This is a genomic window from Streptomyces sp. NPDC016851 (genome assembly GCF_055562795.1).
Genome location: NZ_JBVHEP010000013.1, coordinates 87,700 through 113,591, shown reverse-complemented (window position 1 = coordinate 113,591; position 25,892 = coordinate 87,700). Strand labels below are relative to the sequence as shown.

23 protein-coding genes are annotated in these 25,892 nt (G+C 72.4%); 8 read left to right on the top strand and 15 right to left on the bottom strand.

The features are described from left to right. Nucleotides 1–45 precede the first annotated feature (45 nt). From ACZ3I3_RS22015 to ACZ3I3_RS21995, 5 genes are read right to left on the bottom strand one after another with little or no spacing between them, the layout of a single operon-like run. Nucleotides 46–1,056, bottom strand: coding sequence for an MASE1 domain-containing protein (locus tag ACZ3I3_RS22015; RefSeq protein WP_467367512.1), 1,011 nt, complete (start codon nucleotides 1,054–1,056; stop codon nucleotides 46–48). 51 nt (nucleotides 1,057–1,107) lie between these two features. Continuing rightward, complete coding sequence (locus ACZ3I3_RS22010) at nucleotides 1,108–1,938, bottom strand: PP2C family protein-serine/threonine phosphatase (RefSeq protein ID WP_467367510.1); 831 nt, start codon at nucleotides 1,936–1,938, stop codon at nucleotides 1,108–1,110. Between the two features lie 55 nt (nucleotides 1,939–1,993). Continuing rightward, the gene (locus tag ACZ3I3_RS22005) at nucleotides 1,994–2,824 is read right to left on the bottom strand and encodes a DUF817 domain-containing protein (RefSeq protein WP_467367508.1); all 831 of its coding nucleotides are present in this window, start codon (nucleotides 2,822–2,824) and stop codon (nucleotides 1,994–1,996) included. A 27-nt stretch (nucleotides 2,825–2,851) separates the two neighbouring features. Next, complete coding sequence (locus ACZ3I3_RS22000) at nucleotides 2,852–3,487, bottom strand: hypothetical protein (protein WP_467367506.1); 636 nt, start codon at nucleotides 3,485–3,487, stop codon at nucleotides 2,852–2,854. A gap of 19 nt (nucleotides 3,488–3,506) precedes the next feature. Further along, nucleotides 3,507–4,505 carry an inorganic phosphate transporter gene (locus tag ACZ3I3_RS21995; protein WP_467367504.1) on the bottom strand — a complete coding sequence of 333 codons (999 nt, stop codon included), beginning with the start codon at nucleotides 4,503–4,505 and terminating at the stop codon, nucleotides 3,507–3,509. 149 nt (nucleotides 4,506–4,654) lie between these two features. Between ACZ3I3_RS21995 and ACZ3I3_RS21990 the strand changes: the two genes are divergently transcribed. From ACZ3I3_RS21990 to tpg, 4 genes are all read left to right on the top strand, one after another. Next, on the top strand, nucleotides 4,655–5,257 hold the full coding sequence (locus tag ACZ3I3_RS21990) for a DUF998 domain-containing protein (RefSeq protein WP_467367502.1): 603 nt from the start codon (nucleotides 4,655–4,657) through the stop codon (nucleotides 5,255–5,257). Nucleotide 5,258: 1 nt separating this feature from the next. Continuing rightward, nucleotides 5,259–5,831: an AAA family ATPase gene (locus ACZ3I3_RS21985; RefSeq protein WP_467367501.1), complete on the top strand. Its 573-nt coding sequence runs from the start codon at nucleotides 5,259–5,261 to the stop codon at nucleotides 5,829–5,831. A gap of 97 nt (nucleotides 5,832–5,928) precedes the next feature. Beyond that, nucleotides 5,929–8,184 carry a telomere-associated protein Tap gene (gene tap, locus ACZ3I3_RS21980; RefSeq protein WP_467367499.1) on the top strand — a complete coding sequence of 752 codons (2,256 nt, stop codon included), beginning with the start codon at nucleotides 5,929–5,931 and terminating at the stop codon, nucleotides 8,182–8,184. A gap of 12 nt (nucleotides 8,185–8,196) precedes the next feature. Next, nucleotides 8,197–8,751 carry a telomere-protecting terminal protein Tpg gene (gene tpg, locus ACZ3I3_RS21975; RefSeq protein ID WP_467367497.1) on the top strand — a complete coding sequence of 185 codons (555 nt, stop codon included), beginning with the start codon at nucleotides 8,197–8,199 and terminating at the stop codon, nucleotides 8,749–8,751. Here tpg and ACZ3I3_RS21970 read toward each other — a convergent pair. Next, nucleotides 8,717–9,742: a phosphotransferase enzyme family protein gene (locus ACZ3I3_RS21970; RefSeq protein WP_467367495.1), complete on the bottom strand. Its 1,026-nt coding sequence runs from the start codon at nucleotides 9,740–9,742 to the stop codon at nucleotides 8,717–8,719. The two genes, tpg and ACZ3I3_RS21970, sit on opposite strands and share 35 nt — an antisense overlap. Nucleotides 9,743–9,887: 145 nt before the next feature. Here ACZ3I3_RS21970 and ACZ3I3_RS21965 point away from each other — a divergent pair, with 145 nt between their 5' ends. Further along, on the top strand, nucleotides 9,888–10,253 hold the full coding sequence (locus ACZ3I3_RS21965) for a hypothetical protein (RefSeq protein ID WP_467367493.1): 366 nt from the start codon (nucleotides 9,888–9,890) through the stop codon (nucleotides 10,251–10,253). Between the two features lie 82 nt (nucleotides 10,254–10,335). Here the strand turns inward: ACZ3I3_RS21965 and ACZ3I3_RS21960 are convergent, their stop codons facing one another. From ACZ3I3_RS21960 to ACZ3I3_RS21935, 6 genes are all read right to left on the bottom strand, one after another. Continuing rightward, nucleotides 10,336–13,293 (bottom strand): hypothetical protein, encoded by a 2,958-nt coding sequence (locus ACZ3I3_RS21960; RefSeq protein ID WP_467367491.1) that lies wholly within the window; start codon nucleotides 13,291–13,293, stop codon nucleotides 10,336–10,338. Between the two features lie 2 nt (nucleotides 13,294–13,295). Then, nucleotides 13,296–15,152: an HSP90 family protein gene (locus ACZ3I3_RS21955; protein ID WP_467367489.1), complete on the bottom strand. Its 1,857-nt coding sequence runs from the start codon at nucleotides 15,150–15,152 to the stop codon at nucleotides 13,296–13,298. A gap of 52 nt (nucleotides 15,153–15,204) precedes the next feature. Then, nucleotides 15,205–16,191, bottom strand: coding sequence for a hypothetical protein (locus tag ACZ3I3_RS21950; RefSeq protein ID WP_467367487.1), 987 nt, complete (start codon nucleotides 16,189–16,191; stop codon nucleotides 15,205–15,207). Nucleotides 16,192–16,431: 240 nt separating this feature from the next. Further along, nucleotides 16,432–16,824, bottom strand: a complete 393-nt coding sequence (locus tag ACZ3I3_RS21945; protein WP_399410633.1) for a DUF2267 domain-containing protein — start codon at nucleotides 16,822–16,824, stop codon at nucleotides 16,432–16,434. A 109-nt stretch (nucleotides 16,825–16,933) separates the two neighbouring features. After that, nucleotides 16,934–17,476: a nucleotide exchange factor GrpE gene (grpE, locus tag ACZ3I3_RS21940; RefSeq protein WP_467367484.1), complete on the bottom strand. Its 543-nt coding sequence runs from the start codon at nucleotides 17,474–17,476 to the stop codon at nucleotides 16,934–16,936. Then, nucleotides 17,473–17,676, bottom strand: coding sequence for a hypothetical protein (locus tag ACZ3I3_RS21935; RefSeq protein WP_467367481.1), 204 nt, complete (start codon nucleotides 17,674–17,676; stop codon nucleotides 17,473–17,475). The genes grpE and ACZ3I3_RS21935 overlap by 4 nt, the downstream gene beginning before the upstream one ends. A gap of 350 nt (nucleotides 17,677–18,026) precedes the next feature. Here ACZ3I3_RS21935 and ACZ3I3_RS21930 point away from each other — a divergent pair, with 350 nt between their 5' ends. Next, complete coding sequence (locus tag ACZ3I3_RS21930) at nucleotides 18,027–18,866, top strand: endonuclease/exonuclease/phosphatase family protein (protein WP_467367479.1); 840 nt, start codon at nucleotides 18,027–18,029, stop codon at nucleotides 18,864–18,866. A 25-nt stretch (nucleotides 18,867–18,891) separates the two neighbouring features. Here ACZ3I3_RS21930 and ACZ3I3_RS21925 read toward each other — a convergent pair whose 3' ends face one another. Then, the gene (locus ACZ3I3_RS21925) at nucleotides 18,892–19,491 is read right to left on the bottom strand and encodes a dihydrofolate reductase family protein (RefSeq protein WP_467367477.1); all 600 of its coding nucleotides are present in this window, start codon (nucleotides 19,489–19,491) and stop codon (nucleotides 18,892–18,894) included. Beyond that, the gene (locus ACZ3I3_RS21920; protein WP_467367475.1) at nucleotides 19,488–20,375 is read right to left on the bottom strand and encodes a metalloregulator ArsR/SmtB family transcription factor; all 888 of its coding nucleotides are present in this window, start codon (nucleotides 20,373–20,375) and stop codon (nucleotides 19,488–19,490) included. The genes ACZ3I3_RS21925 and ACZ3I3_RS21920 overlap by 4 nt, the downstream gene beginning before the upstream one ends. 218 nt (nucleotides 20,376–20,593) lie before the next feature. Between ACZ3I3_RS21920 and ACZ3I3_RS21915 the strand changes: the two genes are divergently transcribed. Continuing rightward, entirely contained in the window at nucleotides 20,594–22,753 is a 2,160-nt protein-coding gene (locus tag ACZ3I3_RS21915; protein ID WP_467367473.1) for an ATP-binding SpoIIE family protein phosphatase, read from the top strand. 76 nt (nucleotides 22,754–22,829) lie between these two features. Here the strand turns inward: ACZ3I3_RS21915 and ACZ3I3_RS21910 are convergent, their stop codons facing one another. After that, nucleotides 22,830–24,017 (bottom strand): beta-ketoacyl-[acyl-carrier-protein] synthase family protein, encoded by a 1,188-nt coding sequence (locus tag ACZ3I3_RS21910; RefSeq protein ID WP_467367471.1) that lies wholly within the window; start codon nucleotides 24,015–24,017, stop codon nucleotides 22,830–22,832. A 283-nt stretch (nucleotides 24,018–24,300) separates the two neighbouring features. Between ACZ3I3_RS21910 and ACZ3I3_RS21905 the strand changes: the two genes are divergently transcribed. Continuing rightward, a complete protein-coding gene (locus ACZ3I3_RS21905; RefSeq protein WP_467367469.1) occupies nucleotides 24,301–25,860 on the top strand; it encodes a hypothetical protein in 1,560 nt (519 codons plus the stop codon). Nucleotides 25,861–25,892 lie beyond the last annotated feature (32 nt).

Here is a 25,892-nt window from a genome sequence, read left to right as displayed (position 1 = left end):
ATGCCGCGGTCGCCGCCACCCGGCGGGTCCACGGGAGTCGCACGGTCACTCGCCCCGACTCCGCCCGACCCCACCCTCCTCCAGAGGGGCCCGGCCGTCCGCCGACTCGCCCGCGGTGAGGTGCTCCAGCACCTCGACCAGTTCCTGGCACGCGCGCTCCACCGAACGACGGGTGTGGATCTGCTCGGTGATCACGGCCGAAAGGATCAGGGCAGTCAGGGCCATCGCCCCGTTGAACGCCTGGAGCTTGATCATCACCTCGACCCTGGTCAGCCGCTCGAACGGCCCGGCCCGGTCGGTCGCCGCCACCGTGGTCATGACCGACGCGAAGAGGGCGCACAGCATGCTGCCGGCCAGCTGGAACCGCAGAGCCGCCCAGATCAGCAGGGGATAGACGAGGAAGAGCAGACTGACCGGGCTGTGCGCGGTCAGCGGAACGACACAGCAGACGATCAGCGCCAGACCCGAGGCCTCCTTCCAGCGCGACAGGCGCAGCGGCGGGCGGACGCGGGAGAGCAGGAGCAGCACCGGGGTGACGATCAGCACGCCCATCGCGTCGCCCACCCACCAGGCCAGCCACACGGCCCAGAAGCCCGGCCATTCGAGTCTGCCCGTGGCGAGCAGGATGCCCGCGCCGGTGGTCGAGCTGATCAGCATGGCGGTGAGCGCGCCCAGGAACACCAGGGCGAGACCGTCCCGCAGACGCGCCAGATCGGTTCGGAAACCCGTCCGGCGCAGCAGCAGGTATCCCACGACGGGGGCCACGGTGTTGCCCGCCAGCACGCCGAACGCCCAGGGGTCCAAAGAAGTGAGGGAGAGGATCACGAAGAAGGCGCCCAGGGCGATCCCCGGCCAGCAGCGCAGCCCGAAGATCAGCAGGAACGCGACCGAGACGCCGGTCGGCGGCCAGATCGGGGTGACGACCGCGCCCTCGACGACCAGTTCCCGCATCAGGCCGAGCTGCCCCGAGACGTAGTAGCAGGCGGCGACGGCCAGCGTCTGCAGAGCGACGACGGCCGGCGTACGCAGATCCCGGCTACCCACCACAGCAGCCATGAGACACCGAGGCCGCCGCGACGGCGAGGTGAGAGCGGGGGCCCTGCGGCCCTATGGCTGAGCCTCCGGTCCGTCGAGGCCGACGACCAGCACGGCGGCGTCGTCGTCGTGCCCCACCCGCTCCGCGCCCTTGATCAGGGCGGCCGCGAGGGCGTCCACGTCCATGCCCGCCATCGCCGCGACGCCCGCGAGCCGCGTCACCTGGTCCAGGCCCTCCTCGAGCGGCAGGGAGGGCCCCTCCACCACACCGTCCGTGAGCAGCACGAACATGCCCCCCGTGGTCAGCTCGTACCGGGTCACCGGATACGACATCCCCGCCAGGATGCCCAGCGGCGGCCCGCCCTCGTCCTCGGTGACGCCGGACTTCCCGTCGGCCGTGGCCCAGACGCAGGGCAGGTGCCCGGCCCGCGCGCTCTCCAGCACGCCGGCACACGGGTCGAGCCGTATGAACGTGCAGGTGGCGAACAGGTCGGAGCCCAGCGACAGCAACAGTTCGTTGGTCCGGGCCAGGACCTCGCCCGGCTCGCTGGTGACGGAGGCCAGGGCCCGCAGCCCGGCCCGCACCTGTCCCATGAAGGCGGCGGCTTCGATGTTGTGGCCCTGGACGTCACCGATGGACAGACCGATCCGGCCGTCGCCCAGGGTGAAGGCGTCGTACCAGTCGCCGCCCACGTTGAGCCCCTGGCACGCGGGCGCGTACCGCACGGCGAGATGCAGCCGGCGGGCGACGGGCAGGTCGCGCGGGAGCATGCCGCGCTGCAGCGCGATGGCCAGCTCGACCCGCGACCGCTGCAGCTCGGCCTGCGCACGCGCCTGAGCCGTCAGCGCCCCGAGCCTGGTCAGCAGCTCGTCGCCGTCGTCCGTCGTGCCGGTGCGGGCCATTGATCACTCCGGCGAGGATGGTCACGGTCGGTGACGACCCTCGAAGGCAAATCACCTAATTTGTGTCCATAGGATGATACGTGGCCGGAGTCCTGTCGACGACTCGCGCTCCCCGCGCCCGCCCGACCGCCGCCAGGACGAAGGTGACGCTGATCAGCAGCGCCCAGGCGCCGAACTTCTCCACCCCCACCGGCTCCCAGCCGTGCTCCTGGTACGGATAGCGCCAGGCACCCACGAGCGTGGCGAGGTTCTCCGCCACCCACAGGAAGAACCCGATCAGGGCGAAGGACAGCGCCAGCGGCATCCGCCGGCGCACACCCCGCACCGTGAAACACACCGACGTCCCCGCGGTGACGGCCAGCAGCAGCCCAGTCAGCACCCAGCGGACGTCGGGCAGCCAGTGATGGCTGAAGAAGTTGACGTAGATGGCCGCGGCCACCACCGCCGTCGCCCGCGGGCGGTACCGCACGAGCCCGAGATCGAACAGATGCCAGGCCCGGCACACGTAGCTGCCCACAGCCGCGTACAGAAACCCGCCGTACAGCGGAACGCCGGCGAACTTCAGCACGCCCGGCTCCGGATAGCTCCACGAACCGAGCGACACCTTCACCAGCTCGAAGGCCAGGCCGATGACATGGCAGGCCGCGATGACGGCGACGTCCCGCCCGTTCTCCCAGCCACGCAGCCAGAACACCAGCGTGAGCAGCACGCCGTAGACCACCAGCAGGTCGTAGCGCGCCAAGGGAAGGTCGGGCAGCAGGGCGGACACGGCCACGCCGGACAGCAGCGCGATGGCGAACGCGCACGCCCGGGTCTGCGTCCAGGCGAAGTCGAGCAACTGCCGGACCGGCGCGGTCCAGGGGTCGGTGAAGCGTGGAAGGATCATGGTGCCCTGTAGGACGGGCCCGCGCGCCTACCGGTTGCAGCGACCCTCGCGACCCTCCCCGGCCGGCACCCGCCCGCCCCGCGCCACGCCGTCCCCGGCCGCGCGATCCCGGGCTTCCGCCACGGCCCGACGCAGCAGCCGGGCAAGACGCTGATCCGCGTCGGGCGCGGCGCACAGCACCCGGAGTGCGTGTTCCAGGTACCGCCGCCCCGGGCCACGCCACCACAGCAGATCGGCCGTACGGCCCGGCAGCCCGCCCCCAGGGGCGTGAGCCAGCTTCTCGCTCCGCCGGCGGCAGGCACGGCCGTGCCGGGCCAGACGCCGGGACGCGGGGCGCAGTACGCGCGCCGCGCCCACGACCGAGCCGACGAGCAGCGACGTGTACGCCCTGTCCGGGGGACGGGCGTCGGCGAGCTCGGCGGCCAGAGGCCACAGGGCGTGCCGGGTGGCGTCACCGACGCTGTCGTTGACCACGCGGGCCAGAGCCGCGAGCGCCGGATGTGTACCGGCGGGGCTGTCGGTGAACCCGCCGCCGGCCAGCAGCGCGGCGCTCTCCATCAGGCAGGCACCGTCGCCGGGGTCCAGATGCGCGAAACGCCCGGGCGCCGGAAGTCCGGCCGGCGGTATGTCAGGGGACTGCCGGGACGGCGGAAAGGCGATCATGCGGGCCTCCGGGCGGGCATCACAGACCGGTGACGGCGTGCAGCAGGAGGTAGAGCGCGGCGGCGGGAATCCCGGCGCCGAAGAACGTGAGCACCCAGGCCGTGACGATGGAGCGGGCCACTTGCCAGCGTACGTCCGAGGCACGCCGGGTGGCACCGGCACCCAGAATGGCCGCGGTGATCGTCTGCGTGGTGGAGATCGGCGCCTTCAGCAGGAACGCGGTGGTGTAGAGGACGGTCGCGGCGGCGGTCTCGGCGGCGAACCCGCGCGGCGGATCGAGGTGCACGATGCGCCGGCCGAGGGTGGTGATGATGCGGCGCCCGCCGCTGTAGGTGCCGGCGGCCATGGCGGCCGCCACGGCGGCGATCACCCACAACGGAACCGAGAAGCCTTCCTGCCAGCCCGCCGTGACCAGCGCCAGCACGATGACCCCCATGGTCTTCTGCGCGTCCTGCAGGCCGTGCCCCAGCCCCATCGCGGCGGCGGAGACGGTCTGTGCCATACGGAAGCGGCGCGTGGTCCTCCGGGGCGTCGAACGACGGAACAGCCACAGGATGGCCACGTGCAGGGAGTAGCCGAGAGCCACACCGACCAGCGGGGAGAGCAGCATCGGCAGGACGACCTTCTCCACGATCCCGGACCAGTGCACGGTGGCGGACGCGGCGAGCGCGGCACCGACCAGCCCGCCGATCAGCGCGTGCGAGGACGAGGTCGGCAGCCCTCGCCACCAGGTGAACACGTTCCAGCCGATGGCCCCGAGGAGCGCGCACAGGACCAGCAGCAGACCCGATTCGCCCTCCGGCGCGCCGATGATCCCGCTGCCGACGGTCTGGGCCACCTCGGTCCCCAGGAAGGCGCCGAAGAAGTTCATCACCGCGGCCATGGCCAGCGCCACACGCGGCGTCAGGGCCCTGGTGGAGATGGAGGTGGCGATCGCGTTCGCTGCGTCGTGGAAGCCGTTGGTGAAGTCGAAGGTCAGCCCCACGATGATGATCAGCACCACCAGGGTGAGCTCCATGACCGATCACCTTTCCGCGGGCAGAGCACCGGACCGCCACGGGCGCCGTCGGCGCACGGGTCCATCGTGCCGCGAAACTCCCGGACGGACCCGCCCGGAGCGGCGGTAGTGGGACGAGCGGGGAGGGTGATCCGTTTTACGGTGTCCTGGTGCGATCTGTTCCGAAATGGGTCCTGTTGTCGTCGGCGTGCGCCCCCACCGTGCTGATCATCGGCTGGATGGTGGCGGCGGCACTGCAAGGACCCTCCTACGACCCGGCCGCCCAGACCATCAGCGTCCTGGCGGCCCCGGGAGGCTCGGGCTACTGGGTGATGACAGGCGCGTTCATCGCCCTGGGCGTCTGCCACCTGCTCACCGCCTGGGGGCTGCGCGCGGCCGCGACCCCCGGCCGGCTGGCCCTGGCGGCCGGGGGAGTGGCAGCCCTGGCGGTGGCCATGGTCCCGGCGCCGAGCAGCGGCGGCTCCCTGGGCCACGGCTCGGTCGCCGTCATCGGCTTCGCCGTCCTGGCGGCATGGCCCGTCCTGGCCGTCCGGACCGGCGACGGCGTCCCCTGGGCCCTGCGGCCCTTACCGTCCCTCGGGGCCACCGCGGTGATGGCGGTGGGCGCGGCATGGTTCCTGGTCGAGACGCAACTCCACGGCGTCGCCGGTGTCGCCGAACGCGCGGTCACGACCCTCCAGTCGGTCTGGCCGTTCGTGGTGGCCCTCTCCTGCCTGCGCCACTCCGCACGCGGGGCCGTCGCCCGCCGGTAGGGTGACCGGCGTGAAGGTGGGCAGCGAGGAAACCCGGCTGATCGTCCTGCGCGGCAACAGCGCCTCGGGCAAGTCGTCCGTCGCGGCCGGTCTGCGCGAGAAGTTCGGCCGAGGCCTGGCCCTGGTCGCCCAGGACAACCTCCGCCGCACCGTGTTGCGCGAACACGACCTGCCCGGGGCCGCGAACATCGGCCTGATCGACACCGTGGCCCGCTACGCCTTGGACGCCGGTTTCCACGTCGTCGTCGAAGGCATCCTCTCCGCCGACCGCTACGGCGACATGCTCGGCCGGCTGAGCGCCGACCACCGCGGCCCGACCCGTCACTACTACCTGGACGTACCGTTCGACGAGACCCTCGCCCGGCATGCCACCAAGCCGATCGCCGACGAGGTGGACGAGACCCGACTGCGCGAGTGGTACCGGCCGTTGGATCTGCTGCCCGGCGGAGTCGAGACGGTCATCGGCGCCGACAGCTCCCTCGGGGCGACCGTCGACCGCGTCCTGCGCGACACCGGCCTGTGCCGTCCGGCGCGGCAGCACACCCTCTCCGATCGGTTCGCGGCCGGGACGTGACGCCGTCGCGAGACCACCGACCCAGGAACGCCGAACGTACGCGCTTGGTACGGGAAACCGACGCTCCACGCTAGGGTGACGGAGCAGGAGGTACCCGATGTCGGAGCTGTTCGACGCGGTCGACGCGCTGGTCGCGTCCCGCTCCCCGCTGCCGCCCCCGGCGGAACGCAAGCGGCTGCGCCAGGCCCACGGTCTGACGCTGGACGAGGTGGCCGCCGCGCTGCAGGTGCGGCGTGCGACGGTCAGCGGCTGGGAGGCCGGCAAGACCGAACCGCGCCCGCCGGAGCGCGACGCCTACGCCCGCATGCTGAAGCAGCTCGCCCAGCTCTACCCCGCCCCCGACGCCGCGGCGCCCCCGAAGGACACGTCCGTTCCGGAGACGCCGGCCGCCCCCGCCGCACCGGCGCCGTCCGCAGGCGAACCACCCACCGAACCGCCCACGGCCCGCACAGGATCCGCGGACCCGGCCCCGGAGGATCCCCCCGGCAACGCCGCACCCCGCCCCGCCCGCCCTGCCGCCGTGCCGCGTCCGGCGGCCGCCACGACCAGGCCGTCACCGACGTCGCGCCGCCCCGGCACCAAGAAGGCGGCCCCGGCGCACACCCCGGCGGCCGACGCCGACCCGCGGTTCGCCAACGGCCCGCTGCTCGTCATCGACGTGGACGACGGCTCCCGGACGACCGGGTACGGCATCGGCGGCCTCGTCCTCGACGTCCCCGCCAAGTCGCTTCCCGCGCTGGTGGAGTGGGCGCTGAAGGAGGCTCAGCTCGGAGCGGCGAGGCTGCACGGCTCCGGCAGGGACGCCGACCCCCTGCTCGTGCTCACCGAGCGAGCGTGCGAGCGGTACGGGCTCCCGGTGGCCCTCTCGGACGCCGAGCGGCTCACCGGGCGCCTCCCGGACGGCCACAAGGTCCTCAAGCAACTCGACCGGGCCGACTGGCAGTTGACCAAGCGAGGGTTCGGGCCGTGGGCGCGGGTCTACCGCCCCGCCCAGGGCCGCCGGCGCCAGTGCGTGCAGCTGTGCATCCCGTCGTGGGGCGCCCTCGACGCCCGCACCTGGGGTCACGCCGCGCAGCTCGAGCCGGCGGAACTCGCCCGCGTGCTCGGCGCCTACGCGACCCGCGTGATGACACCGTGCGGCTCGACCGCCGTCACCGGCCTGGAACTGATGACCGCCCTCAACCCTCCGACCCGGGCGAGCGAGGCGGACGAGAACGGGAAGCGGCACAAGGAGCACCGCCCCGGTTCACTGGGCGAGCACCCGATGGACTGCGCCCCGTGCGAGGCCCCGGACGGCCACCCGCTGCTCGCCGGCCTGCCCCGCTTCCACCAGCGGGGCCCGGACGAGATGCTGTTCGAGGAGGCGTACGACTGGGCGCGTGAGCTCACCGACGCCGAGTGCATGCGGCGGTACCTGGTCGGCATCGACGTCAACCTCGCCTTCGGCGCCGCGGCCAACGGTGCCGTCGTCGGCCTGGCGACGCCGCCCGTGCACCTCACCGACCCCGTCTTCGACCCGACGCTGCCCGGGTCATGGCTGGTCGACCTCTCCCACGTCGACCTCTCCCGCGTCCAGGTCGGCAAGCAGTGGCGCCGGCTCGAGAGCGCGTTGCTGCCCAGCCCGTTCACGCCGACCGGCGAGCGCCCGCAGGGCCCTGCCTGGTACGCGACCCCGACGGTGGCGTACGCGGTGGAGCTCGGCTACGACGTCGCCCCGGCCGAGGCCTGGGTACGCGAGGACAAGGGCAGGTTCCTGGACGGCTGGTACAAACGGCTGCGTGACGCGTACGTCGACACCATGACCGACCTGGGCGTGGGCGAGAAGCTCGTCACCCGGGAGTTCCTGGAGGCCATGGACGGCTGCAAGCAGCGCGATCCGGAGATGGCGATCGTCCTGGACGCGGTCAAGTCCACGGTGAAGGGCGGCATCGGCAAGCTGCGCGAACGGGCGCGTGGCGGCGGCTGGAAGCCCGGGCAGCCCTGGCCGGCTCTCTCCCGCCCGACGTGGCGGCCCGACATCCGTGCCACCGTCATCTCCCGGGCCCGGATCAACATGCACCGCAAGATGCTCAACCTGGCGGCGGCAACAGGCCGGTATCCGGTGGCGGTCCTGTCGGACTGCGCCGTCTACGCCGCCGACGGTCCCGGCCCGCTCGACGTCCTGCCCTACGACGCCGACGACAAGACGGTGCCGGGCAGCTTCCGGCTCGGGGTGTCACCGGGAATGGTCAAGCACGAGGGCACCCAGACCACCCTGTGGGCCGAAGCGGTGCGGGAGAAGTACGGCCAGGTCCTCAACCTGGCCCGCTACATCAAGACCGGTGAGGTCACAGCCAAGGACGACGGAGAGTAGGGGAGCGGGCCGATGGACACGGTCGGGGACGGCCTCGACGCCGCGCTGCGGAAGGCGTTCACGCGCCCGATCCCCAAGAGCGCGGGCGCGCAGATGCGCTACCTGGTCAGACAGCTCAAGGGCACCAGGCCGGTGGCCGAGTTGCTCGGCATCACCCAGCGCACCGTCGAACGGTATGTGAAGGACCAGATCAGAAAGCCCCGTGCCGACCTCGCGCAGCGCATGGAGCGCGAGGTCACAGCGAGGTGGCAGCCCCAGATCCGGTCCAGGGCCAAACAGGCGGCGGCCACCACCGGCGGCATCGTCATCGACACCCGCGCCCGGTTCGGCTACACGGCCGCCCCCGGTTCCACCGACGACGCCCGGCTGCGCCACCTCACCGTCGCCCTGCCCCCGCAGTACGCCGCCCGCCTCTTCGAGACGAAGGAAGCCGGCGGCACGGAACAGCAACTGCGCGACATCGCGGCCGAGGCACTGGGAGAGGTGTACTTCCGCGACAGTGGCCGCCGTGCCCACGGCCTCGAAGTCGAGTTCACCGACGTGGAGCACCTCGAGTTCGACCTCTGACACAGTGCCGGCCGATGTCGATCGCGAGTCGCCGGTGGGCGCGGGCCATGCCGGTCAGATCGTCGCGCAGCTCGCCCAGCCAATCCGGTTCCCCCTGAGCGGGTTCGCCCAGCGCGCGGGTGATGCGCACGAGAGAGGCCACGGCATGCAGGCCGGCGAACAGCGGCAGGCGCCCCAAGTCCTCGTCGTCGAACGGGCGCACGCCGCGGTAGCCGTCGACGAAGGCGTCGAACCGCGCCCGGTGCACGGGGGCGGGCCGACCGGTGGGGTCGGTCAGGTCGCGCACGGCGTAGGCGACGTCGGCGGCGTACCAGGAGAGGGCGGCCTCGTCGAAGTCGTAGGCGACCGGCCCGCCCTCCTCCCAGGCCATGTTGTCCAGCTCGAAGTCACCGTGCACCACACCCCAGTGGTCCTGTCGACGCGGTAACTCGCTCATCACGTCGGAGAGCCGCGCCGTCGCCTCGACCAACTCGGCGTCATCGGCGAACAGCGTGCCGACGGACGGAATTTCGCCGAAGGCCTCGGGCAGCCCGGCGTCGAGCCCGGCGGCATCGCGATGCAGCCGGGCCAGTGCCTGCCCCCACTGCCGTGCTTGTGATGCGGTGAGCTCGCTGACGTCGACGTCCGCGCCGGGCGCCGGTTCGACCACCATGGCGTGCACGGCACCGAGACCGGTCGCCACGGTCGTGGTCAGGGTCCCGGACTCGGTGGCGACCGGCCGCACCACCGCCGAGCCGCCGTCGCTGAGCCGTGCCATCAGCTCGGCCACCACGGCCAGGGACTTCGGGCCGCGATACGAGTCGGGAACGAACCGCAGGTAACGCCGTCGGCCGTCCTCCGGAAGCACGAATACATGGGAGGCACTGGAGCGCCACCACTTGGCAGTGCCGGCCGCGTAACCCCACCGGGCGGCGACCTGGTCGGCGATCGGGCTGTCCCATGCTTCGGACACGGTCCGCTTGAGTCGATCGATCTCGGTCAAGGGCATCATCGCGAGTCTCCGTTTCGCGGTTCGAGGTGTAACACGGCGCTGCTCGCGTGGCGCAGTAAGAGGCAGTAATGAGTCAGTCCGAGGCTGAATCCGACTGCCTGGGGCGACCCCTGTAAACCACTTACGCGCGAGATGGGAATTTCCTGTGAACAATACCGACCCGGTTGCCGGATACCAGGCGTACGACCAGCCTCAGCCCCAGCCCCCGGGGCATGGCCGCCCCGGGCGTGACCAGGCCACATCGCGGCGCATAGCCCTTGCCGTCTGCACGATCGCCGACGTGGCGGCCGGTTTCCTGGGCCTGTGGATCGTGCTCTACCTGCTCGACGCGAACCAGGGGAATCCCTTTGTCGAGTTCGTCCACGGAATGGCGGACTGGCTGTCCGGATGGGCACAGGACATTTTCACGATGGACACAGAGGGGCTCCGTGTTGTCCTCAATTACGGCCTCCCGGCGGTCATCTATCTGCTGATCGGCCACGGAATCGCTGCCCGGCTGAACCGGGCCTGAAGGGGCGTCGCCGCAGAGCACCGTGAGACGGCCCCCGGTGCCGAGGCGACAGCCCGCCCCGCCCCGGCACCGGAGGGCCGTGTCACTCCTCGTCGCGCAGCCGGGCCGCCAAGGAGGCCAGTGCCTCGGTCTCGTCCGTGTGACCCAGGGGAGTGAGACGGGAGATCGCCGCCTCGAGGCGGATGAGGGCAGGGGCGGGGCGCTCCAGGTAGAGACCCTCCACGACGGCCGCGAGACGGACGCACTCGGCCCACTCCGCGGCGTGGTCCTGCTCCGCTCCCGGCTCGCCGAGCAGAGCCAGGGCCTTCTCCAGGGCGGCCAGCGCGTCCTCGTACTCACCGGTGTAGGCGTTGACCCGCCCGTGCTCGTAGGCCAGGGCGGTGTCCAGGGAACGGCCGTGGGCCTCGTACCCGGCGGCGCGGGCCTCCTCCGCGACGCGGCCGGCGTCGGCGAGGAAGGCGAGGGCGCCGGCCAGGCCGTCGGGGCCCTGCTGCTGGCCCTGGAGCCGGGCGAGTTCGCGCAGGCAGTTGCTGAGCTGCTCGTAGCGCGGGTCCCGGGCGTGGGCGGCGAGTGCCTGCTCCGCCGCTTCGCGGGCCCGGCCGAACTCGCCGGACTCGCCGAGGAGCACGGCGGTCTCCGCGGCGATGATGGCGTGGCTCCCGGGGTCGTCGTCCCAGCCTGCCGACTCGGAAGCGAGGGCGATGAACTCCGCCGTGGCGGCCTTGAGATCGTCTCCCGCGTGCAGCGCGCGGGCGCGGGTCAGCCGCAGCTGAGCGACGAGCCGGTCGTCCAGTTCCCCGGCGGTGATGTCCGGTTCGGCCAGCAGGGAGTCGAGCAGGGCGATGCAGTCCTCGACGCGGCCCAGGTCGAGGCTGAGCTGAGCCGCGTTGCTGTAGGTGCAGAACGCGTCCGTCCGGCTGCCGCGGCGAAGCTCCACCTCCGCGGAGCGCGTCAGATGCCGCAGTGCCTCCTCGGGACGCCCCAGGTGCATGCAGGCCTCGGCCAGGTCACCGTGGAGGCGGCTGGTGTCGACCGCGTCCGCGGGCCACTCGGCGGCCAGTCGCAGCCCCTCGGCCAGGTCCGTGTACGCGGCCTGCGCGTCCCGGAGGCCGAGCTGGAGCCGGCCCCGCAGCCCGAGCGTGCGGGGCAGGTGCCAGGCGGGGCCGTGCGCCCTCAGCCGGTCGAGGAGGGCGTCGATCTCCGTGACGGCGGCGGGCAGGTCACCGGAGATGGCGTGCGTACTGGCCCGCAGCAGCAGGGCGCCGGAGATCTGCCCGACGACATCGTGCCGGGTGGCGAACGCGTGCAGCAGGTCCGCCTCGGCGAAGACGGGCGCGACGTGCTCCTCGCTCCTCGACGCCTGCAGCCGCAGGCCGAGCGAGGTCGCCCGCAGCCGCAGCAGGCGGGCCTCCTGGTACGGGGCCAGGCCGGGTGTCTCCTCGTGCAGGCGCACCATGGACGCGTGGGCGGCGGACAGCGCGGCGGCCGTCGCCTCGGCCCCGTCGTCGCCCCGCACCGGGATCTCGGCGGAGGCGAGCAGGGCACTGCCCCGGGCGACCGCCGCGTGCCCCGGCAGCCCGGCGTCCTCGTACAGGCCCGCGGCCTCCTCGTAGAGGTCGGCGGCGACGGCGAACTCGTCCTTTTCGCCGGCCCGGTTCGCCTCGTCGGCCAGCAGGTCCGCGCGCAACCGCACGAGCGGGCCCACGGCCGGGTCGTCGGGGTGGGCGTAGTCGCGGGCGGCGACGAGCGTACGCAGCCGCGCCCAGCAGGCGGGTGCGTCCGGGTGTCCCTGCTCCTCCGACTTCCTTGCGTGGAGGATGAGTTCGCGCAGCTCTTGGGGGACGGTGGCGGCCGCACGGCCCCCGGCGGTCGCGGAGACGGGTGCGGCCACGGGGGCGGCGGCCGGGGCCACGTCGTCGAGGCTGCGGGTGCGCAGCGTCAGTTCCAGCGTGTCCAGGAGTGGGGCACGGTCGAGTCGGGCCCTGCGGCGGTCGGTGTGGGCCGTGGTCCCGTTGCGGGCGTCGAAGCGGGCGGCGAGGTCGTCGGCGCGGCCGCGCACCTCGGCGCGCAGGCCGGCCACCGTCCAGGTGCGGCCCGCGTAGCCGGGGGCGGTCAGTTCGCCGTGGCCGAGGTGCTCGACGCGCTGGAGGAGGACCTCCACGCCGGTGAGGAAGCCGAGCAGGTCCAGCGGCGAGTCGACCTCGTCGAACAGGTTCCGGTTCTCGGAGAGCAGTTCCAGGCCGCGCGCCTCGTTGCCGGTCAGCGCGCAGAACTCCAGGTGGCGGCCGACTTCCTGCGCCATCGAGGGGTTGCGGCGGCAGCCGCGGTAGCCGGCGAGGTGCAGTTCGCGGGCCCGGTCGGTGCGGCCGGTGCGCAGCAGCGGCAGCAGGGCGTACGACACGGAGCGGGCCGGCTCCTCCTGGCAGGACTCCTTCCCGGCCAGGACGGGCTCCCAGGTGCGCAGCGCCCGCTCGTCGTCGCCCGCCGTCAGGTGGTACAGGGCGCGCTCGCAGGTCTCGCAGGCCTCGCAGTCGCTCAGCCGGGTGCGGGTGCGGGCCGCCCACAGCTCGTAGGCGGGGGTGGTGTCCTCGCCGACGTGGGCGGCGAGCTGGTACGCCTGTCCGTAGTAGGGCTGCAGGCCCAGGCCGGCCTTCTCGTACCGGTCGCGCATCTCGGTGAGCCACTGGCGCAGGCTCGTCAGCGGTATCTCGGGCAGCTGGCGCAGGGCGTGGGCCACCCACTTGAACCGCCAGAACAGCATGTGGCGCAGGCGCTCGTCGAAGACGTCGGGCTGCTCGTCGAAGAGGGTAAGCAGGCGGGCGAAGACGACGGGCGACTTGCGGGGTTCGGAGCCGTAGGTGTACGCCTCCTGGAGTTCGAGGAGCGCGCGGACGAGCGGGAGAGGCTCCGCGAACTGCTCGGCGGCGTCGACGAGTTCCTCGGCGGTGACGGTGCGGGTGCGGCCGTAGGGGCGCCGGTCGTTCTCCTGGAGCGCCTGGTACAGCTCGTCCGGGCTCTGGGGATGGGGTGCGGTGGGCATCGTCAGCTGTCCTTGCGGAGGGCGTGGGCGAGGAGGTCGAGGAAGGAGCGGTTGATGAGGCTCGATTCGGCGGGCCTGAGCGGGCGCCGGGACAGCATCGCGGCCTGCCCGTAGAGTGCTTCGGCGCTGGTGCGGGCCAGCTCGGGCTCGTCGATGGTGACGGCGGTGCGGACCAGCGGGTTGAGCTGGTTGAGGATCAGCTGGGCCCGGGGTGCCTCCTGGCGCAGGGCACCCAGGATGTCGCCCCACAGGCCGCCCTCCTGCTCGCGGGCGAGCTGGGAGCGGGTGCGCTCGTGGCGGGCCTCGCGGCTGTCGACGAGCAGGGCGGGTGCGGAGGCGGGCTGGAAGGTGCGCAGCGCGACGTCGCAGTCGAAGACGGCGAGGGCGTCCCGGGCCTGGGCGAGGTAGGCCGCGGCGGCGAGTTCCGTCTCCCGGTCGACGGGGTCGAGGTGGGCGGTGAGTGTCGCCGGGTCGAGGTCGGCGACACTCGCCTCGGGCCTGATCTCGGGGAGCCGGTGGACCAGTTCGCGGTCGTAGGTGTAGCCGCCGTTGACGACGCCGAGCCCGGCCGCCGAGGCGATCGCGGCGACCTGCCGGAACTCCTCCACGGTCGACGTCACGAGGACGGTGCGGTGGGTGCGCGCGAACTCGTCGAGGGTGGTGTGCCCGTCGGTGGTCTCGAAGGGCAGCCAGGGCAGCAGCATCCGCAGGATCTCGTCGTCGTGCACGGCGAGTGACTTCACGGCCAGGTGGTGGGCCTGGAGGAAACGGCCGAGCAGGTCGGGGTCGCTGGCCGCGGCCCGCGCGATCCACGCGCGCAGCCGCTCGGCGAGGGCGTCGCGGACGGCGGCGAGCGTGTCGTCCTCGTACAGGGACTCGCGGGACGCCGTCGGGCGCAGGCTCTCGGCGTCGACGACACAGCGGACGAAGAACGCCCAGTCGGGCAGGATCTCCTCGGCCTGCTCGGACAGCAGCATGCCCTTGACGTGCACCCGGTGGCCGTGGCGGCGCCCGGCCGGGACCGCCTCGGGCAGCACGCACGCGATGCCCTTCAGGCCCACGACCGGCAGGTCCAGCTCGATGGTGTCCAGCGGCGTGAACCCGAAGACATCCTCGCCGTACGCGGCGAGCGCGCGGGAACGGGCTCCCGGGGTGGGATAGGTGCGCGTCCAGGGGGCGGGCTCGGGGTTGACGGGCGCGCCCGGGGCATCGGGTCCGGCCGTGCCGTCGTCGAAGGTCACCGGGTGGCGCAGCAGGGAGCCGAAGTGCCGGGCCAGCGCGTGCACCTGCGCCGGCCGGGTCCACTCGCCCGCGTCGGCGCGCGGCGTCAGCGTGACGGTGGTGCCGGGCCGGGGGCGGGCGGAGGCGGGCAGGGCGCGGACGGTGTAGCTGCCGTCGCCGCGTCCCCGCCACTCCACGGCGGGCGCGTCGGGCGTGCGGGCGGAGCGGCTCAGGACGTGGATCTCGTCCGCGACGAGGAAGCAGGAGAGCAGGCCGATGCCGAACTGGCCGATGAAGTCCGCGCGTTGCTCGGCGACCTGCTCGGCACGCTTGCTGCTGCGGCCGATCGTGGCGAGGAAGGTGTGGACGTCGGCCTCGGTGAGACCGACGCCGTCGTCCTCGACGCGTACCACGGAACCGTCGGCGTACAGGCGGATACCGAGGGCGCCGGCGGACGCGGACGGGTCGAGGCCGTGCCGGGCGGTCAGCGCGTCCACCGCGTTCTGCATCAGTTCGCGCAGGTAGACGCGGGGGCTGGAGTAGAGGTGATGGGAGAGGAGGTCGACGAGGCCGCGCAGATCCACCTGGAAGGTGCGATCGCCGCCGGCCGGGTTCGTGGCGGTGTCGGGCAGAGTCATCGGGCAGTCCGGAGGAAGAGGGAGGGCGAGTGGGAACGAGGCCGGTGGGCGCTCAGGCGCGGCGGTGGTGGCGGGCGAACTGCTTCTCGGGCTCCGCGAAATAGGTCCAGGGCCAGCTGGTGTAGGCGCCGTCGAGCGTCTGGAAGACGCGCCGGACCGTATGGCGCTCACCGGCCAGGGCCAGCGCCATGGCGAACATGTTGAAGTCGTGCTGCCAGCCCGGGCGATACACGTAGGCCGGGTGGAGGACGCTGTGGTCGGCCGCTTCCCGCAACTGCGCCTGGATCTCGGGCGTCTGGAGGTAGTCCCCGCGCTCCGACTCGACCCACTCCTCGATGTACGCCATGGCGATCACGCAGCCGAGGCGGTGCCCCTGCGGGGCGCGGGCGAACGCCTCCTGGGCGAACGCCAGGGCCTGGCCCGGCTCGCCGCCCCAGCGGGGCTGCAACTGCGACACCCACTCCAGGTGGGTCTCCAGGTCCAGCGGGTCACGGCGCAGGGCGGCGTCGAGCCGGGTCTCGTTGACGGCGCGGCCCAGCGACATGCCGCGGCCGGAGGTCAGGAGACGGCGCCACGGGGTGACCCACTCCGGCCGCAGCTCGGCGGCCTCCAGCAGCTGCTCCTCGGCGATGTCCAGCCGCTCGTGGAAGACCCGCCACTGCTCCTGCGTGACGTTCACGGCACGCTCGGCCGTGCGGGCCTCCCAGCCCCAGATGATGTGACGCGCCCCGGATATCAGCAGGGCCGTCGCCCGGTGCTCCTTGTCCTCCTCGACGGCCCGGCCGATCCAGTCCTGCACACCGTCCACGTCGGCCAGCTCACCGAGGACCTGGTGGTCACGGCCGAGGTCGAAGGGCGCCGGCGCCGCCTTGACCGCCGCCCAGTCGCCGGCGCCGGCCGCCTCCACCAGCGCGAGCACCCGCGCGTCGCCGAGCGCACGCAGCGTGTACATCCCGTTCTTCTGCCTGCGCGGGACGGGCAGGGCATGCGGATCCGCCACCGGTCTCTCCGCACCCCTGCCGAACAACTTGCCGAACATGCCGCGCCCTCCCCTGATGCCACGTGATCGTCCGGTGCAGCATATGCGGCCACACCGACACCGCTTCCACAGGGTTTTCACCGCTGTTTCACGTGGCCCGCCCGGGGGTTCGCGGACCTCATCGCCCTCTCCCTGCCCCTTCGTCACGGCGCCGGGCGATCGGGACCGGACCTCGAGACCAGGCCGGCAGCAGGCCGGTCGGCGCAGGCCCCCTCGGACCACGCCGACCGGCCGGTCGTGTCAGCCGGCGAGGTCGGCCCTGCCGAACAGGCCGGCGTAGCCGGAGGGAAGCTGGCTGAGGATCTGGTTCAGCTCCCCGCCGCTGACCGCCTCGGCCAGGGTGGTCAGGACGGCGCTGGCGTCCCACTCGGCGGTGCGCGGCCGGGCGCCGATGCGCTCGGCGACCCTGCGGCAGAACTCCTCGATCCCGAAGCTCTCGGCCTGCTGCGGCTTGGCTTCCGCGAGTGTCTGTCCGAGCGGTCCGGGCAGCTGGGAGGCGAGGTCGTCGACCTCACCGGGGCTGATCCTCTGGGCCAGCACGCTCAACACGGCCTCGGTGACCTTCGCGGCTTCGTCCTGGCTGCCGTACTCGCCGAGCTCGCGTACGCGGGCGAGGTACTCGTGGTGCTGCATCGTTCGTCACCTCCGCTTGCTGGAGCGTTGACGGCATCTGTGCGATGCCCTCCTTCCCGGTACCCAGGTGTGCGACGTATGCGCCGGTCACCGCTGGTAACGCCGTACGTCAGCCGCGCGCGATGGGGAAGGGCGGCGCGCCACCGGCTGGGGAGGGGCGTACGCCCCGGTCGCCCTCGTGCGTATTCCCCGCTGGTGGAGCCGGCCCCGCGACCTCCACGTGGGCCGGGCGCAGCAGGTGGTCGCCCAGGCGGTAGCCGGGCTGGAGGACGGCCGAGCAGACGAGCCGGTCGCTGCCGGGGGAGGGGTGGTGCACCACGGCGTCATGACAGGCGGGGTCGAACGGGTCGCCCACCTCGCCGAACGACGTGACGCCCAGCGCGCCGAGCTGCTCCTCCAGGCTGCCGGCGATGTCCTCCAGACCCGGCGTGAGCGGCTCGTGCGCACACGCCCGGTCCACGGCGTCCAGCACGGGCAGCAGCGCCCGGAGCACATTGGCCACCGCGATCTCTCGTACGGCCAGGCGGTCCCGCCGGACCCGCTTGCGGTAGTTGTCGTACTCGGCCTTCACCCGCTGAAGGTCGGCGGTCCGCTCCTCCATCAGGCGCCGCAGCTCCGCCAGCTCGGTGTACTGCGGCCCGCTCCCGGTCATCGTCCGCCGGCCTCCGGCTTGTCGTCGTCGACGATCTCCGCGTCCACCACGTCGTCCTCGGACGAGCCACCGGCCGCACCGTCGCCCGCGGCCGCCCCGGCGGCCCCCGCGGGCTGCTGCAGCTCGGCCGTCGCCGAGGGCTCCACCCCCAGCACCGCGTAGAGGTCCGCTCGCTGCTCCCGCGCCTGCATCCCGGCCACCTCCTCGCCTCTGCGAGCTGTCGGTTACAGATGGTGTGATCTATGACATTGCCAGCAAAAGCGACGAGCCTCCACTCTGAATCCCGCAACGGACGTCAAGGAAAGCGGCTCCTCATGGGCGATCATGTGCACGTGCGACTCGGCCAGGGGCTGAGCGTGTCCGAAGACACCTGGACCAAGGTGTTCGACGCCGACGGCGGACAGCCCGAACAGCCCTCCCGGTAGCGCGCACCCGCCCACCGGTCCTTCGCCCTCAGGAGGTTGCCCGAAGCGCGTGTTGCCGGCGGCACCGTCCCATAACCTCATGCCTGGATGTGTCAGATGCCAGGGGGACCCGCGTTCAGGAGGCGATGGTGTTCGGAAGGGGCATGCGATTGCTCGCGGGTGCCATGACCGTGGCCTGCATGGTGCTCGTCGGCCCCAGTGCGCCGAGCGGTGCCGTCTCCGGCAGGGCACTGCCCGTCACCGCTGTCAGGGAGGCCGTACCGAACCGGGTCATGACCTGGAACATCTGCAATCCCTGCAATGTGAGCAACGTCGGCCGGGCGGCGGATATCGCGGCCTATGCTCCCCAGGTCATCGGCCTCCAGGAAGCGTGTGTGCGCGACGTCGAGATGATCAGGGAGTACCTGGAGACCCTGCACGGGCTCGTCTACCGCGTCGAGTACGGGACGGTCCTGCAGAACTGGGGCCGTTGCGGGGGACTGCCGTGGAGCCCGGGGGGCTTCGGTCAGGCGATCCTCTCGGCGGCGCCGATGACCGACCGCGTGAGCGTGGAATACCCCGACGGCGGCTCCGAGGACCGGGGGTACATGGCGGTCACCACCACGGTGGGCGGCCGGTCCGTCCGGGTCTTCAACACCCACCTCGCCCAACGGCTCCAGGAGGACGTCCGCGCGGACCAGGTGGGCGTGCTCGCCCCAGAGGTCGCCCGGTACGACCGCGCCATCGTGCTCGGCGACTTCAACGCGGTGCCGGATGCCCCCGAGCTCGACCCGATGTGGGAACTGGCCGCGGATGCCGACCCCGGGTGTCGTCCCGCGCCCGCCGGCACCTGCGAGCCGACCACCGACTGGCAGCTCAAGTTCGACTACGTCTTCCTGCGGGGCATGATCCCGCTCGAGCACCGCGTGCGCCCCACCGAGTACTCGGACCATCATCCGGTGCACGCCGACCTGGACCCGGCCTGAGCGCACACCGGCACGGCGAGAGGGCTCAGCGGACCCGGTCGTAGACCATGGCGACCTCGCCCAGCTCGCCCGTCTCGTGATGGGTGAGGCTCCACTTCGAGCTCGGCAGGCCGTCGTCGAAGAGCCGCTGCCCGCCCCCGGCGATCTCGGGGCAGATCAGGAGGTACAGCCGGTCGAGGAGGTCCGCGGCGAGGAGCGCCTTGATGACGCTCGGGCAGCTGTTGACGAGGATGTCGCCGCCGCCGGTGGCCTTCAGTTCGGCGACGACATCGGCGGTCGGGGCGTTCACCACGCGGGTGCGTGCCCACGGTGCTTCGGTCAGAGTGCTCGACAGGACCACCTTCTCCGTGTCGACCAGCCACTTCGCGTATCCGCGATCGCGCGGATCGGCGTTCTCGTCCTCGGCGACGGTCGGCCAGAATCCCAGGAAGCCCTCGGCGTTGACCCGGCCGAGTAGCGCCGTCGTCGCGCCCTCCCAGATACGGGTGAGGTGGTCGCGCGCGACATCGGTGGTCGCGTAGGGGACGATCGCGCCGACGTCCCCGGGCCCGCCGGGGCCGTTGTAGCGCCCGTCGAGGGTGAGTCCGAGGTTCGCCGTCACCTTGCGTCCGGTCGAGCTGGTCATGGCTGTCCGTCCTGTCTCTTGGTGTGGGCTGTCTTCGTGGTGCGCTCAGACGCGCCGACGGTGTCGTGCGCGTTGGCGTCGAGGGCCGCGGCGAGCTTGTCGAGGCTCTGGCCGAAGCCGATCTCGATGCCGGCGATGAAGTCCGCGGAGTCGACCGTGCTGTCGGTGATCCGCCAGTGCACGTCGAGGTCCGTGCCGGTGTCGGTGGGCCGCAGCTCCATCTCGACGTGTGCGGTGAAGGCGAGGCCACCGTCGGGAAGGAGCGGGGAGAGCCGGTAGGCAAGGCACTCCCCGGGGCGCACGTCGTCGACGGTTCCCTCCGCGCGCCCGGCGACCGGGTCGGAGTCGTCGGCGTCCTCCGCGTCGCGGTACTCGTGGACGATCCGCCCGCCCGGCCGTGCCTCGAAAACGAGCTCGGAGACGCGGAGGCCGTCGGGCGTCCACCAGTGGGCGAGGAGGGAAGCCTCGGTCAGGTGATGCCACACCGGTCCGGGGCGCGCCGTCAGCGACCGGAGGAACCCGAACGAGCGGCCGTCCGCCCACCCCGGCGCATCCGCGGCAAGCCGCTCTGCTTGGACGTCGAGCCCGTAGCGCTCGTGGGTCGCGCCCGGTCCATCGGCCTGGTCCGCCGCATCGGCGAGCCGGCTGAGGGCAGTCGCGAGATCTCGCAGGGCGTTCGGGCGCAGCGCGTAGATGCGGCGCTGGCCGATGCGCCGGGAGGTGACGATCCCGGCGCGCTCCAGGGTCTGCAGGTGCTTGGTCGTCTGTGGCTGGCGCGCCTCGGCGAGCTGGGCGAGGACCCCGACCGAGCGGGGCCGCTCGGCCAGCAGGCTCACGAGCCGCCAGCGGGCCGGATCGGCCAGTGCGCTGAGGAGTGCGTCCATGAAGGTGAGTATTCTTCGTAACGAATATTCGTGTCAAGGAATTACTGTCTGGATGTCGTGGCGTTTCTCCGCGGAGGAGGTGCGGGGCGTTCTGCGCTCACCCGGCGAAGCGACGCCCGGTGTTATTCAATGAGGTGTGCGGTCGGGGATCTCGGGGCCCAGCCGCACGGGTCCGAGTACTGCCCCGGTGTCTCGCCGGGGATTGCCGAGAGAGCCGCATGGACTCCACACCCTCCCCTTCGTCCTCTTCGGCGTTCGAGCTGGTCAGCAGCGCCCTGGGGCGCTACATCCCGCGCGGTGGAGCAGCGGCCGCCGGTCCCGCCGGCGCGCAGGACGACCGCACCACGCGCCGGCGCGCACCCGACACCCCGGCGAACGGACGTCAGGAGCAGATCCTCGGCGCGGTCAACCTCGACAGGGACCTGATCATCACCCGCTGCAATCTGGACGCCCCCGTCTTCGCGGGCCTGGACGCCGTGGCCGGGAGGCCGTTCGTCGATCTCCTGCCCCCGGGGGACGTACCGACGGTCACCCGGCGGTTGCGACAGGTCGTGGAGACCGGTGAGGCGCACGTCGCCCGGATCCAGCGGCTGCGCCGCGACGACGGGTCGGAGCTGGTGGTCTCGATGAGCATCCTGCCCGCCGCGGCGCCCGAGGACGGCCTGACCGTCTCGGTGATCGCCATGGCGAGGAGGCTGCACCTCTACGCCGCCGAGACGGCGATCGGCACCTCGCTGGACATCGGCGAGACCGCGCAGTCGCTGGCGCAGTCGCTGCTGGCCTGGGGAGACGTGGCCGCCGTCGACCTCGACTTCGCCGTGTGGACGGGGGAGGGAGTCACCGGGCAGGCGAAGGGGCCCATCCGGCTGCGGCGGGCGGCCCTGGTGCCGGACCGGGCGTGGCCCGAGGGCTATGTGACCCCGGGCGACGATCTTCCCGGGGAGGCGAGTCGCCTGCTGGCGCAGGCGGTCCTGCGGGACGACGTCCCGCAGACCATCGTCATCCCCGACCGGGAAGCGGTCGAGCGGGTGTTCGGCAGCCCACGCGTCGTGCGTGCCCTGGTCCCCGGTGACCGGTCGGCGGGTGTGGCGTGCATCCCCCTGGTCCTGGACGGCGAACCACCTGTCGTCCTGGGCGTGGCGGAGGTCTGGCGGCGGGCGGACTGCCCCTTCCGAGACGGCGAGCTGTTCGACCTGCAGGAGCTGGTGGCCAGGACCGCCCATCACGTCGACCTGGCTCGCCGGCACCAGCGTGAGCACACACAGGTGCTGGCGCTGCAGCGCCGGCTCCTGCCCCGGACCGGCGGCGACACCATCCAGATCGCCAGCGTCTACCAGCCCGCCACCCCCGACAGCGCGGGCGTCGGCGGCGACTGGGTGAACAGTTTTCCGCTGCCTGACGGCCGTACCGCGCTGGTGGTCGGTGATGTCGTCGGGCATGGCCTGGGGGCCGCGGCAACCATGGGCCAGCTGAGCATGGAGGCCCGCGCGCTGCTGTCCGCGGGGCTCGCGCCCGACGAGGTACTGGAGCACCTGGACGAGACCGTGTCGCTGCTGGACGACGCGGAGTCCGGGCTGGCGGCCGGCTACAGCGCCCTCGGGTCGACCTGCTGCATCGCCCTCTACGACCCGGTCAGCCACCACGTGGCGCTGTCCAGCGCCGGCCACCTCCCCCCGGTCCTGGTCTCCCCGGACGGGAAGGCGGGCCCGCTCGCGGTCCACCCGCACCCCGGCCTGGGCGCCGAGTTCGCGCTGCGTGAGCCGTTCGACGTCTACAGGTTCGACGCACCCCCGGGCTCCCTGCTCGCCCTCTACACCGACGGCCTGGTGGAGGATCCGGCCGTGTCGATCGACGAGGGCATCGGCAGGCTGGCGGACGCCGTGTCCACGGTGCACCCCTGGGACGCCCTGCAGCAGGCCGCACGGCACGTCGTCTCCGCGCTGGCGCCCGCGCGCCAGCGCGACGATGTGACCCTGCTGCTCGCGCGGATGATCGGCTACCGCAAGGGGGACACCGCGACGTGGCGGCTGCCCGCGCGCCAGGACGCCCCCGCCCGCGCCCGCGCGCAGGTCTCCGCGCTCCTGAGGCAATGGCGCACCAGGGACGACACCCGGGACAGTGTGGTCCTCCTGGTCAGTGAGCTGGCCACGAACGCGGTGCGTTTCGCCTCCGGCCCCCTCACGGTACGGCTGATCAGGACCGGTCACGGCCTGCTGTGCGAGGTGGGCGACACCGGCAACGGCAGGCCACGTCTGAGACGGGGCGGCCTGCTCGACGACGGCGGCCGCGGCCTGGGCGTCGTGCACCGGCTCACCACCCGGTGGGGCGTGCGGTGGACGGACACCGGGAAGGTGGTCTGGGCGGAAGTCGCGAGGTAGCGCGGCGAGGACGCGGCCGACGTGGCGGGTCAGCCGCCGGCAGGATCACCGGCAGGATCGCCGGCGCGGCCTCGCCCTACAGCCACTCCCCTTCCAGGGCGGTGGCGGTGAGCCCCGGTGCCGCCGCGTACAGAACGGCGCGATCACCGGGCTTCATACGCCCGGCGTCACACGCCCGCCGCAGGATGTCGAACACGGCGGCACCTCCGCGGTTGCCGCTGGTGTAGCTGTCCCGGCTGTAGTCGAGCAGCCCCGGCGGCCAGGCGTCGGGCATCGTCTGCTCCATGTACTCCAGCACCCGGGTCCCGCCGGGGTGCGCGAGCAGAACGTCGGGGTGCCAGGAACCGGGCTCGTCCTCGTAGCGGACGCGCAGCCACTCCCACATCGCGGTGACCGTCTCCTGCACGGCGCGCGGCCCGCGCCGGTCCATCACGAAGTGGGTACCGTCCGCCCGGGTCTCCAGGCGGTGCAGGTCCTGGGTGCCGGGCAGGGTGTGGTGCCAGGCGGCGTCCAGCCGCAGCACCGACTCGGCCCTCGGGCGGCCCGTCACCACCGCGGCGACCGCGGTGTCGGCGAACAGCAGCCGGACGATCAGCGACTCGAGGGTGTCGTCCGCGGGCTGGTAGGTCGTGCTCAGCGCCTCCGCGATCACGACCAGGACCACCCGGTCGGGGTCCGCGGCCACGAGATCCGCCGCCAGCGCCAGGGAACGGGTGCCCGCGATACAGGCCCACTGCGTCGCCGGCAGCATCATCACGTCGCTGCGGAGCGGAAGCCTGTTGGCGAGGGCGATGTCCAGACCCGGCAGCGCCGGGGTGGTGGAGTGGCTGGTGATCACGCAGTCGACGTCCGCGGCGTCCAGCCCCGCCGTCTGCAGGGCCCCGCGCGCCGCACGCTCCCCGTAGGACTGCACGGCCTCCCAGGCGGGCGCCGTCCGCTCCTGAACGGTCTGCGGCGCGGGTATGGTCTCGAGGGCGGCGATCACCCGGTCCACGTCCTGCTGGGTGAACCCGTCGCGTGCCAGCGCCTGTTGGGCCGGCTCGATGCCGACAGCCCGCAGGCCGCTGCCGTCGCCGGGGGCGACCGCGGTCTCCAGCGGCAGCATCCATCCGCGGGACTCGATGCCCGTACTGGCCGCGATGCCGTCGATCCGCGACGCCCACGCCGCGTGCGGGTGCCGGCCGCTCACCTCTGCCACGATCTGGCTGGTCGTTACGGCGTGCTCGCCGTGTATCACGGCAGGGGAACAGAGGTAAGCGGCCATATCGGGGCACCTTCCAGGAAACAGGGGGAAACAGGGGCTGACAGGGGAACGTCACTAGTGCTGTGCCGTGGGTCACTTTGGGCTCTCGCGCCCAGAGGATGCCGATGAGTTCCACTTCGTACGTCGGCGTCCGATTCGAGCATGGACGCTAAAGGGACATTTCCGCTGTGATGCACGCAACTTAGGTGCGTTGGGTTGCGTGATACGGCACACACCCTCAACCGGCAGGCCCGGCCCGCGTTTCCGGGTGCAACCGTCAGGACACCTCGCGCATCAAACGTGTATGACCCCTAAGCGCACCGTGTTCAGGGCCATGCCGGCTGCCGTGGTGCTCGCCTTGGCGTCCAGCGCACCCGGTGCAGTCGCCCTAGGGCACGACGCGCCTGCCACACCGTCCCCCCTGCCGACTCAGGCGCACGCGACGATCAACGCCGAAGAGCAGATCAACGTGGGGCGGGAGGCCCAGCCGGCCACCGTGAACTGGATGTTCTGGGACGGCGGGGCGCAGGTCCCCGTGCCCACGAACGACTCGCTCGTCATCGATGCGCGTGACCTGACGGGCATCGCGAGCGTCACGGTCGACGATCCCCGGTGCACAGCGGACGGTCGGGTCTTCACCTGCGTCAACAAGGGTGCCTCACAGAGCCGTTCGGTCGAGTTCGCCCTGCGTGCGGACGCGGACGCCGCGCCCGGTGCCGGCGGCACCATCACGTACACCCTCACCGCCGACCGTGCCACCGGCGCCACCGCGAAGGCCAGGGTGGCCGTAGGCATCCCGAAGCTGGACGTCGGCAAGGTGCCGGACGTGACGCACGCCAGGATCGGTTCCCGGATCACTGTGCCGCTCCGGCTGCGCAACACCGGCGATCTGGCCACGGACCGGCGCATCATGCTGCGTTGGGAATCGGAGGGCGGGCTGGTCTTCGACCGCAAGTTCTCCAACTGCACCTACGGCGAAGGCGATGAACCAAGAGAACCCGGCGGCCAGACGTCCGTCACGTGCGTCTTCCCGGCTTCCTCGGACTCCGTGCCCGCGGGGGGCACCGTGGAGCTGAGCAGTCCCCTGACCGCCACGGTCGGCAAGCGCGTCCTGACCGCCGTGACCGACTACTCGGTCCGGCTGCTGAAGCCGCGCGAACAACCCGGCGGCGGCAGTCACCAGGGCACCGGGCCGGCGCTCACCCTGGTACGGGCGTCCGGCGGGGGAGACGGATTCGAGCACGGTGCGGAGGACCGGTTCACCGTCGCGGCCGACAACTCCGCGGACCTCGCGGCCGATGCCACGACCAAGCCGGCCCGCAGGGCGGGTGAATGGCTCCTGGACATCAACGTCGTGAACCACGGACCGGCCTCCGCGTACGGGGTCGACGACAAGGCCGTCGCCGTGGTCGACGTCGTCCTGCCCAAGGGTGTGGTCGCCGGCGGTACCGCTCACTCGGAGGAGGAGGACGGCCCTTACGGCCCCTGCCTTCTCCGCGTCAGCAGCACCACGACCGCCCCCTTCGAAGCAGGCCACCGCCATTACGTGTGCAGCGTGCCGTTCGGGGTCGCCGCCGGCAAGCGCCAGTTGTTCGAACTGTGGGTGAAGCCGGCCAAGGGCTACGACGGCGCCGAGGGCAGGGCGACCGTGCGTCCCGGCCCGGCCGGCATCCCCCTTCACGACCCGGACGCCTCCAACGACAGCATCACCTTCGCCTTCGGCGCGCCGGCCACACCGACCGCGGCGGCACCGTCCGGCGACACTCCGACCGCCGCGGGCCGCGCGCTCTTCGCCGTCGCAGCCGGGGCTGTTCTGCTGGGCGCCGTGGTCCTCGTCGTCCGCCGCCGCGGGCGTACCGGCTGAAACGCCGTCGGTGCACGTCGGAGCACTGTCGA

Bases quoted from the DNA above. Each gene is read 5' to 3' on its own strand.
- ACZ3I3_RS21920 (WP_467367475.1), bottom strand. From the start codon at position 20,375: ATGGACGCACTCCTCAGCGCACTGGCCGATCCGGCCCGCTGGCGGCTC.
- ACZ3I3_RS21960 (WP_467367491.1), bottom strand. From the start codon at position 13,293: ATGCCCACCGCACCCCATCCCCAGAGCCCGGACGAGCTGTACCAGGCG.
- ACZ3I3_RS21930 (WP_467367479.1), top strand. From the start codon at position 18,027: ATGGTGTTCGGAAGGGGCATGCGATTGCTCGCGGGTGCCATGACCGTG.
- ACZ3I3_RS22000 (WP_467367506.1), bottom strand. From the start codon at position 3,487: ATGATCGCCTTTCCGCCGTCCCGGCAGTCCCCTGACATACCGCCGGCC.
- ACZ3I3_RS21970 (WP_467367495.1), bottom strand. From the start codon at position 9,742: ATGATGCCCTTGACCGAGATCGATCGACTCAAGCGGACCGTGTCCGAA.
- ACZ3I3_RS21915 (WP_467367473.1), top strand. From the start codon at position 20,594: ATGGACTCCACACCCTCCCCTTCGTCCTCTTCGGCGTTCGAGCTGGTC.
- ACZ3I3_RS21910 (WP_467367471.1), bottom strand. From the start codon at position 24,017: ATGGCCGCTTACCTCTGTTCCCCTGCCGTGATACACGGCGAGCACGCC.
- ACZ3I3_RS22005 (WP_467367508.1), bottom strand. From the start codon at position 2,824: ATGATCCTTCCACGCTTCACCGACCCCTGGACCGCGCCGGTCCGGCAG.
- ACZ3I3_RS22010 (WP_467367510.1), bottom strand. From the start codon at position 1,938: ATGGCCCGCACCGGCACGACGGACGACGGCGACGAGCTGCTGACCAGG.
- grpE (WP_467367484.1), bottom strand. From the start codon at position 17,476: ATGACCGGGAGCGGGCCGCAGTACACCGAGCTGGCGGAGCTGCGGCGC.
- ACZ3I3_RS21950 (WP_467367487.1), bottom strand. From the start codon at position 16,191: ATGTTCGGCAAGTTGTTCGGCAGGGGTGCGGAGAGACCGGTGGCGGAT.
- tap (WP_467367499.1), top strand. From the start codon at position 5,929: ATGTCGGAGCTGTTCGACGCGGTCGACGCGCTGGTCGCGTCCCGCTCC.
- ACZ3I3_RS21945 (WP_399410633.1), bottom strand. From the start codon at position 16,824: ATGCAGCACCACGAGTACCTCGCCCGCGTACGCGAGCTCGGCGAGTAC.
- tpg (WP_467367497.1), top strand. From the start codon at position 8,197: ATGGACACGGTCGGGGACGGCCTCGACGCCGCGCTGCGGAAGGCGTTC.
- ACZ3I3_RS22015 (WP_467367512.1), bottom strand. From the start codon at position 1,056: ATGGCTGCTGTGGTGGGTAGCCGGGATCTGCGTACGCCGGCCGTCGTC.
- ACZ3I3_RS21955 (WP_467367489.1), bottom strand. From the start codon at position 15,152: ATGACTCTGCCCGACACCGCCACGAACCCGGCCGGCGGCGATCGCACC.
- ACZ3I3_RS21905 (WP_467367469.1), top strand. From the start codon at position 24,301: ATGACCCCTAAGCGCACCGTGTTCAGGGCCATGCCGGCTGCCGTGGTG.
- ACZ3I3_RS21995 (WP_467367504.1), bottom strand. From the start codon at position 4,505: ATGGAGCTCACCCTGGTGGTGCTGATCATCATCGTGGGGCTGACCTTC.
- ACZ3I3_RS21925 (WP_467367477.1), bottom strand. From the start codon at position 19,491: ATGACCAGCTCGACCGGACGCAAGGTGACGGCGAACCTCGGACTCACC.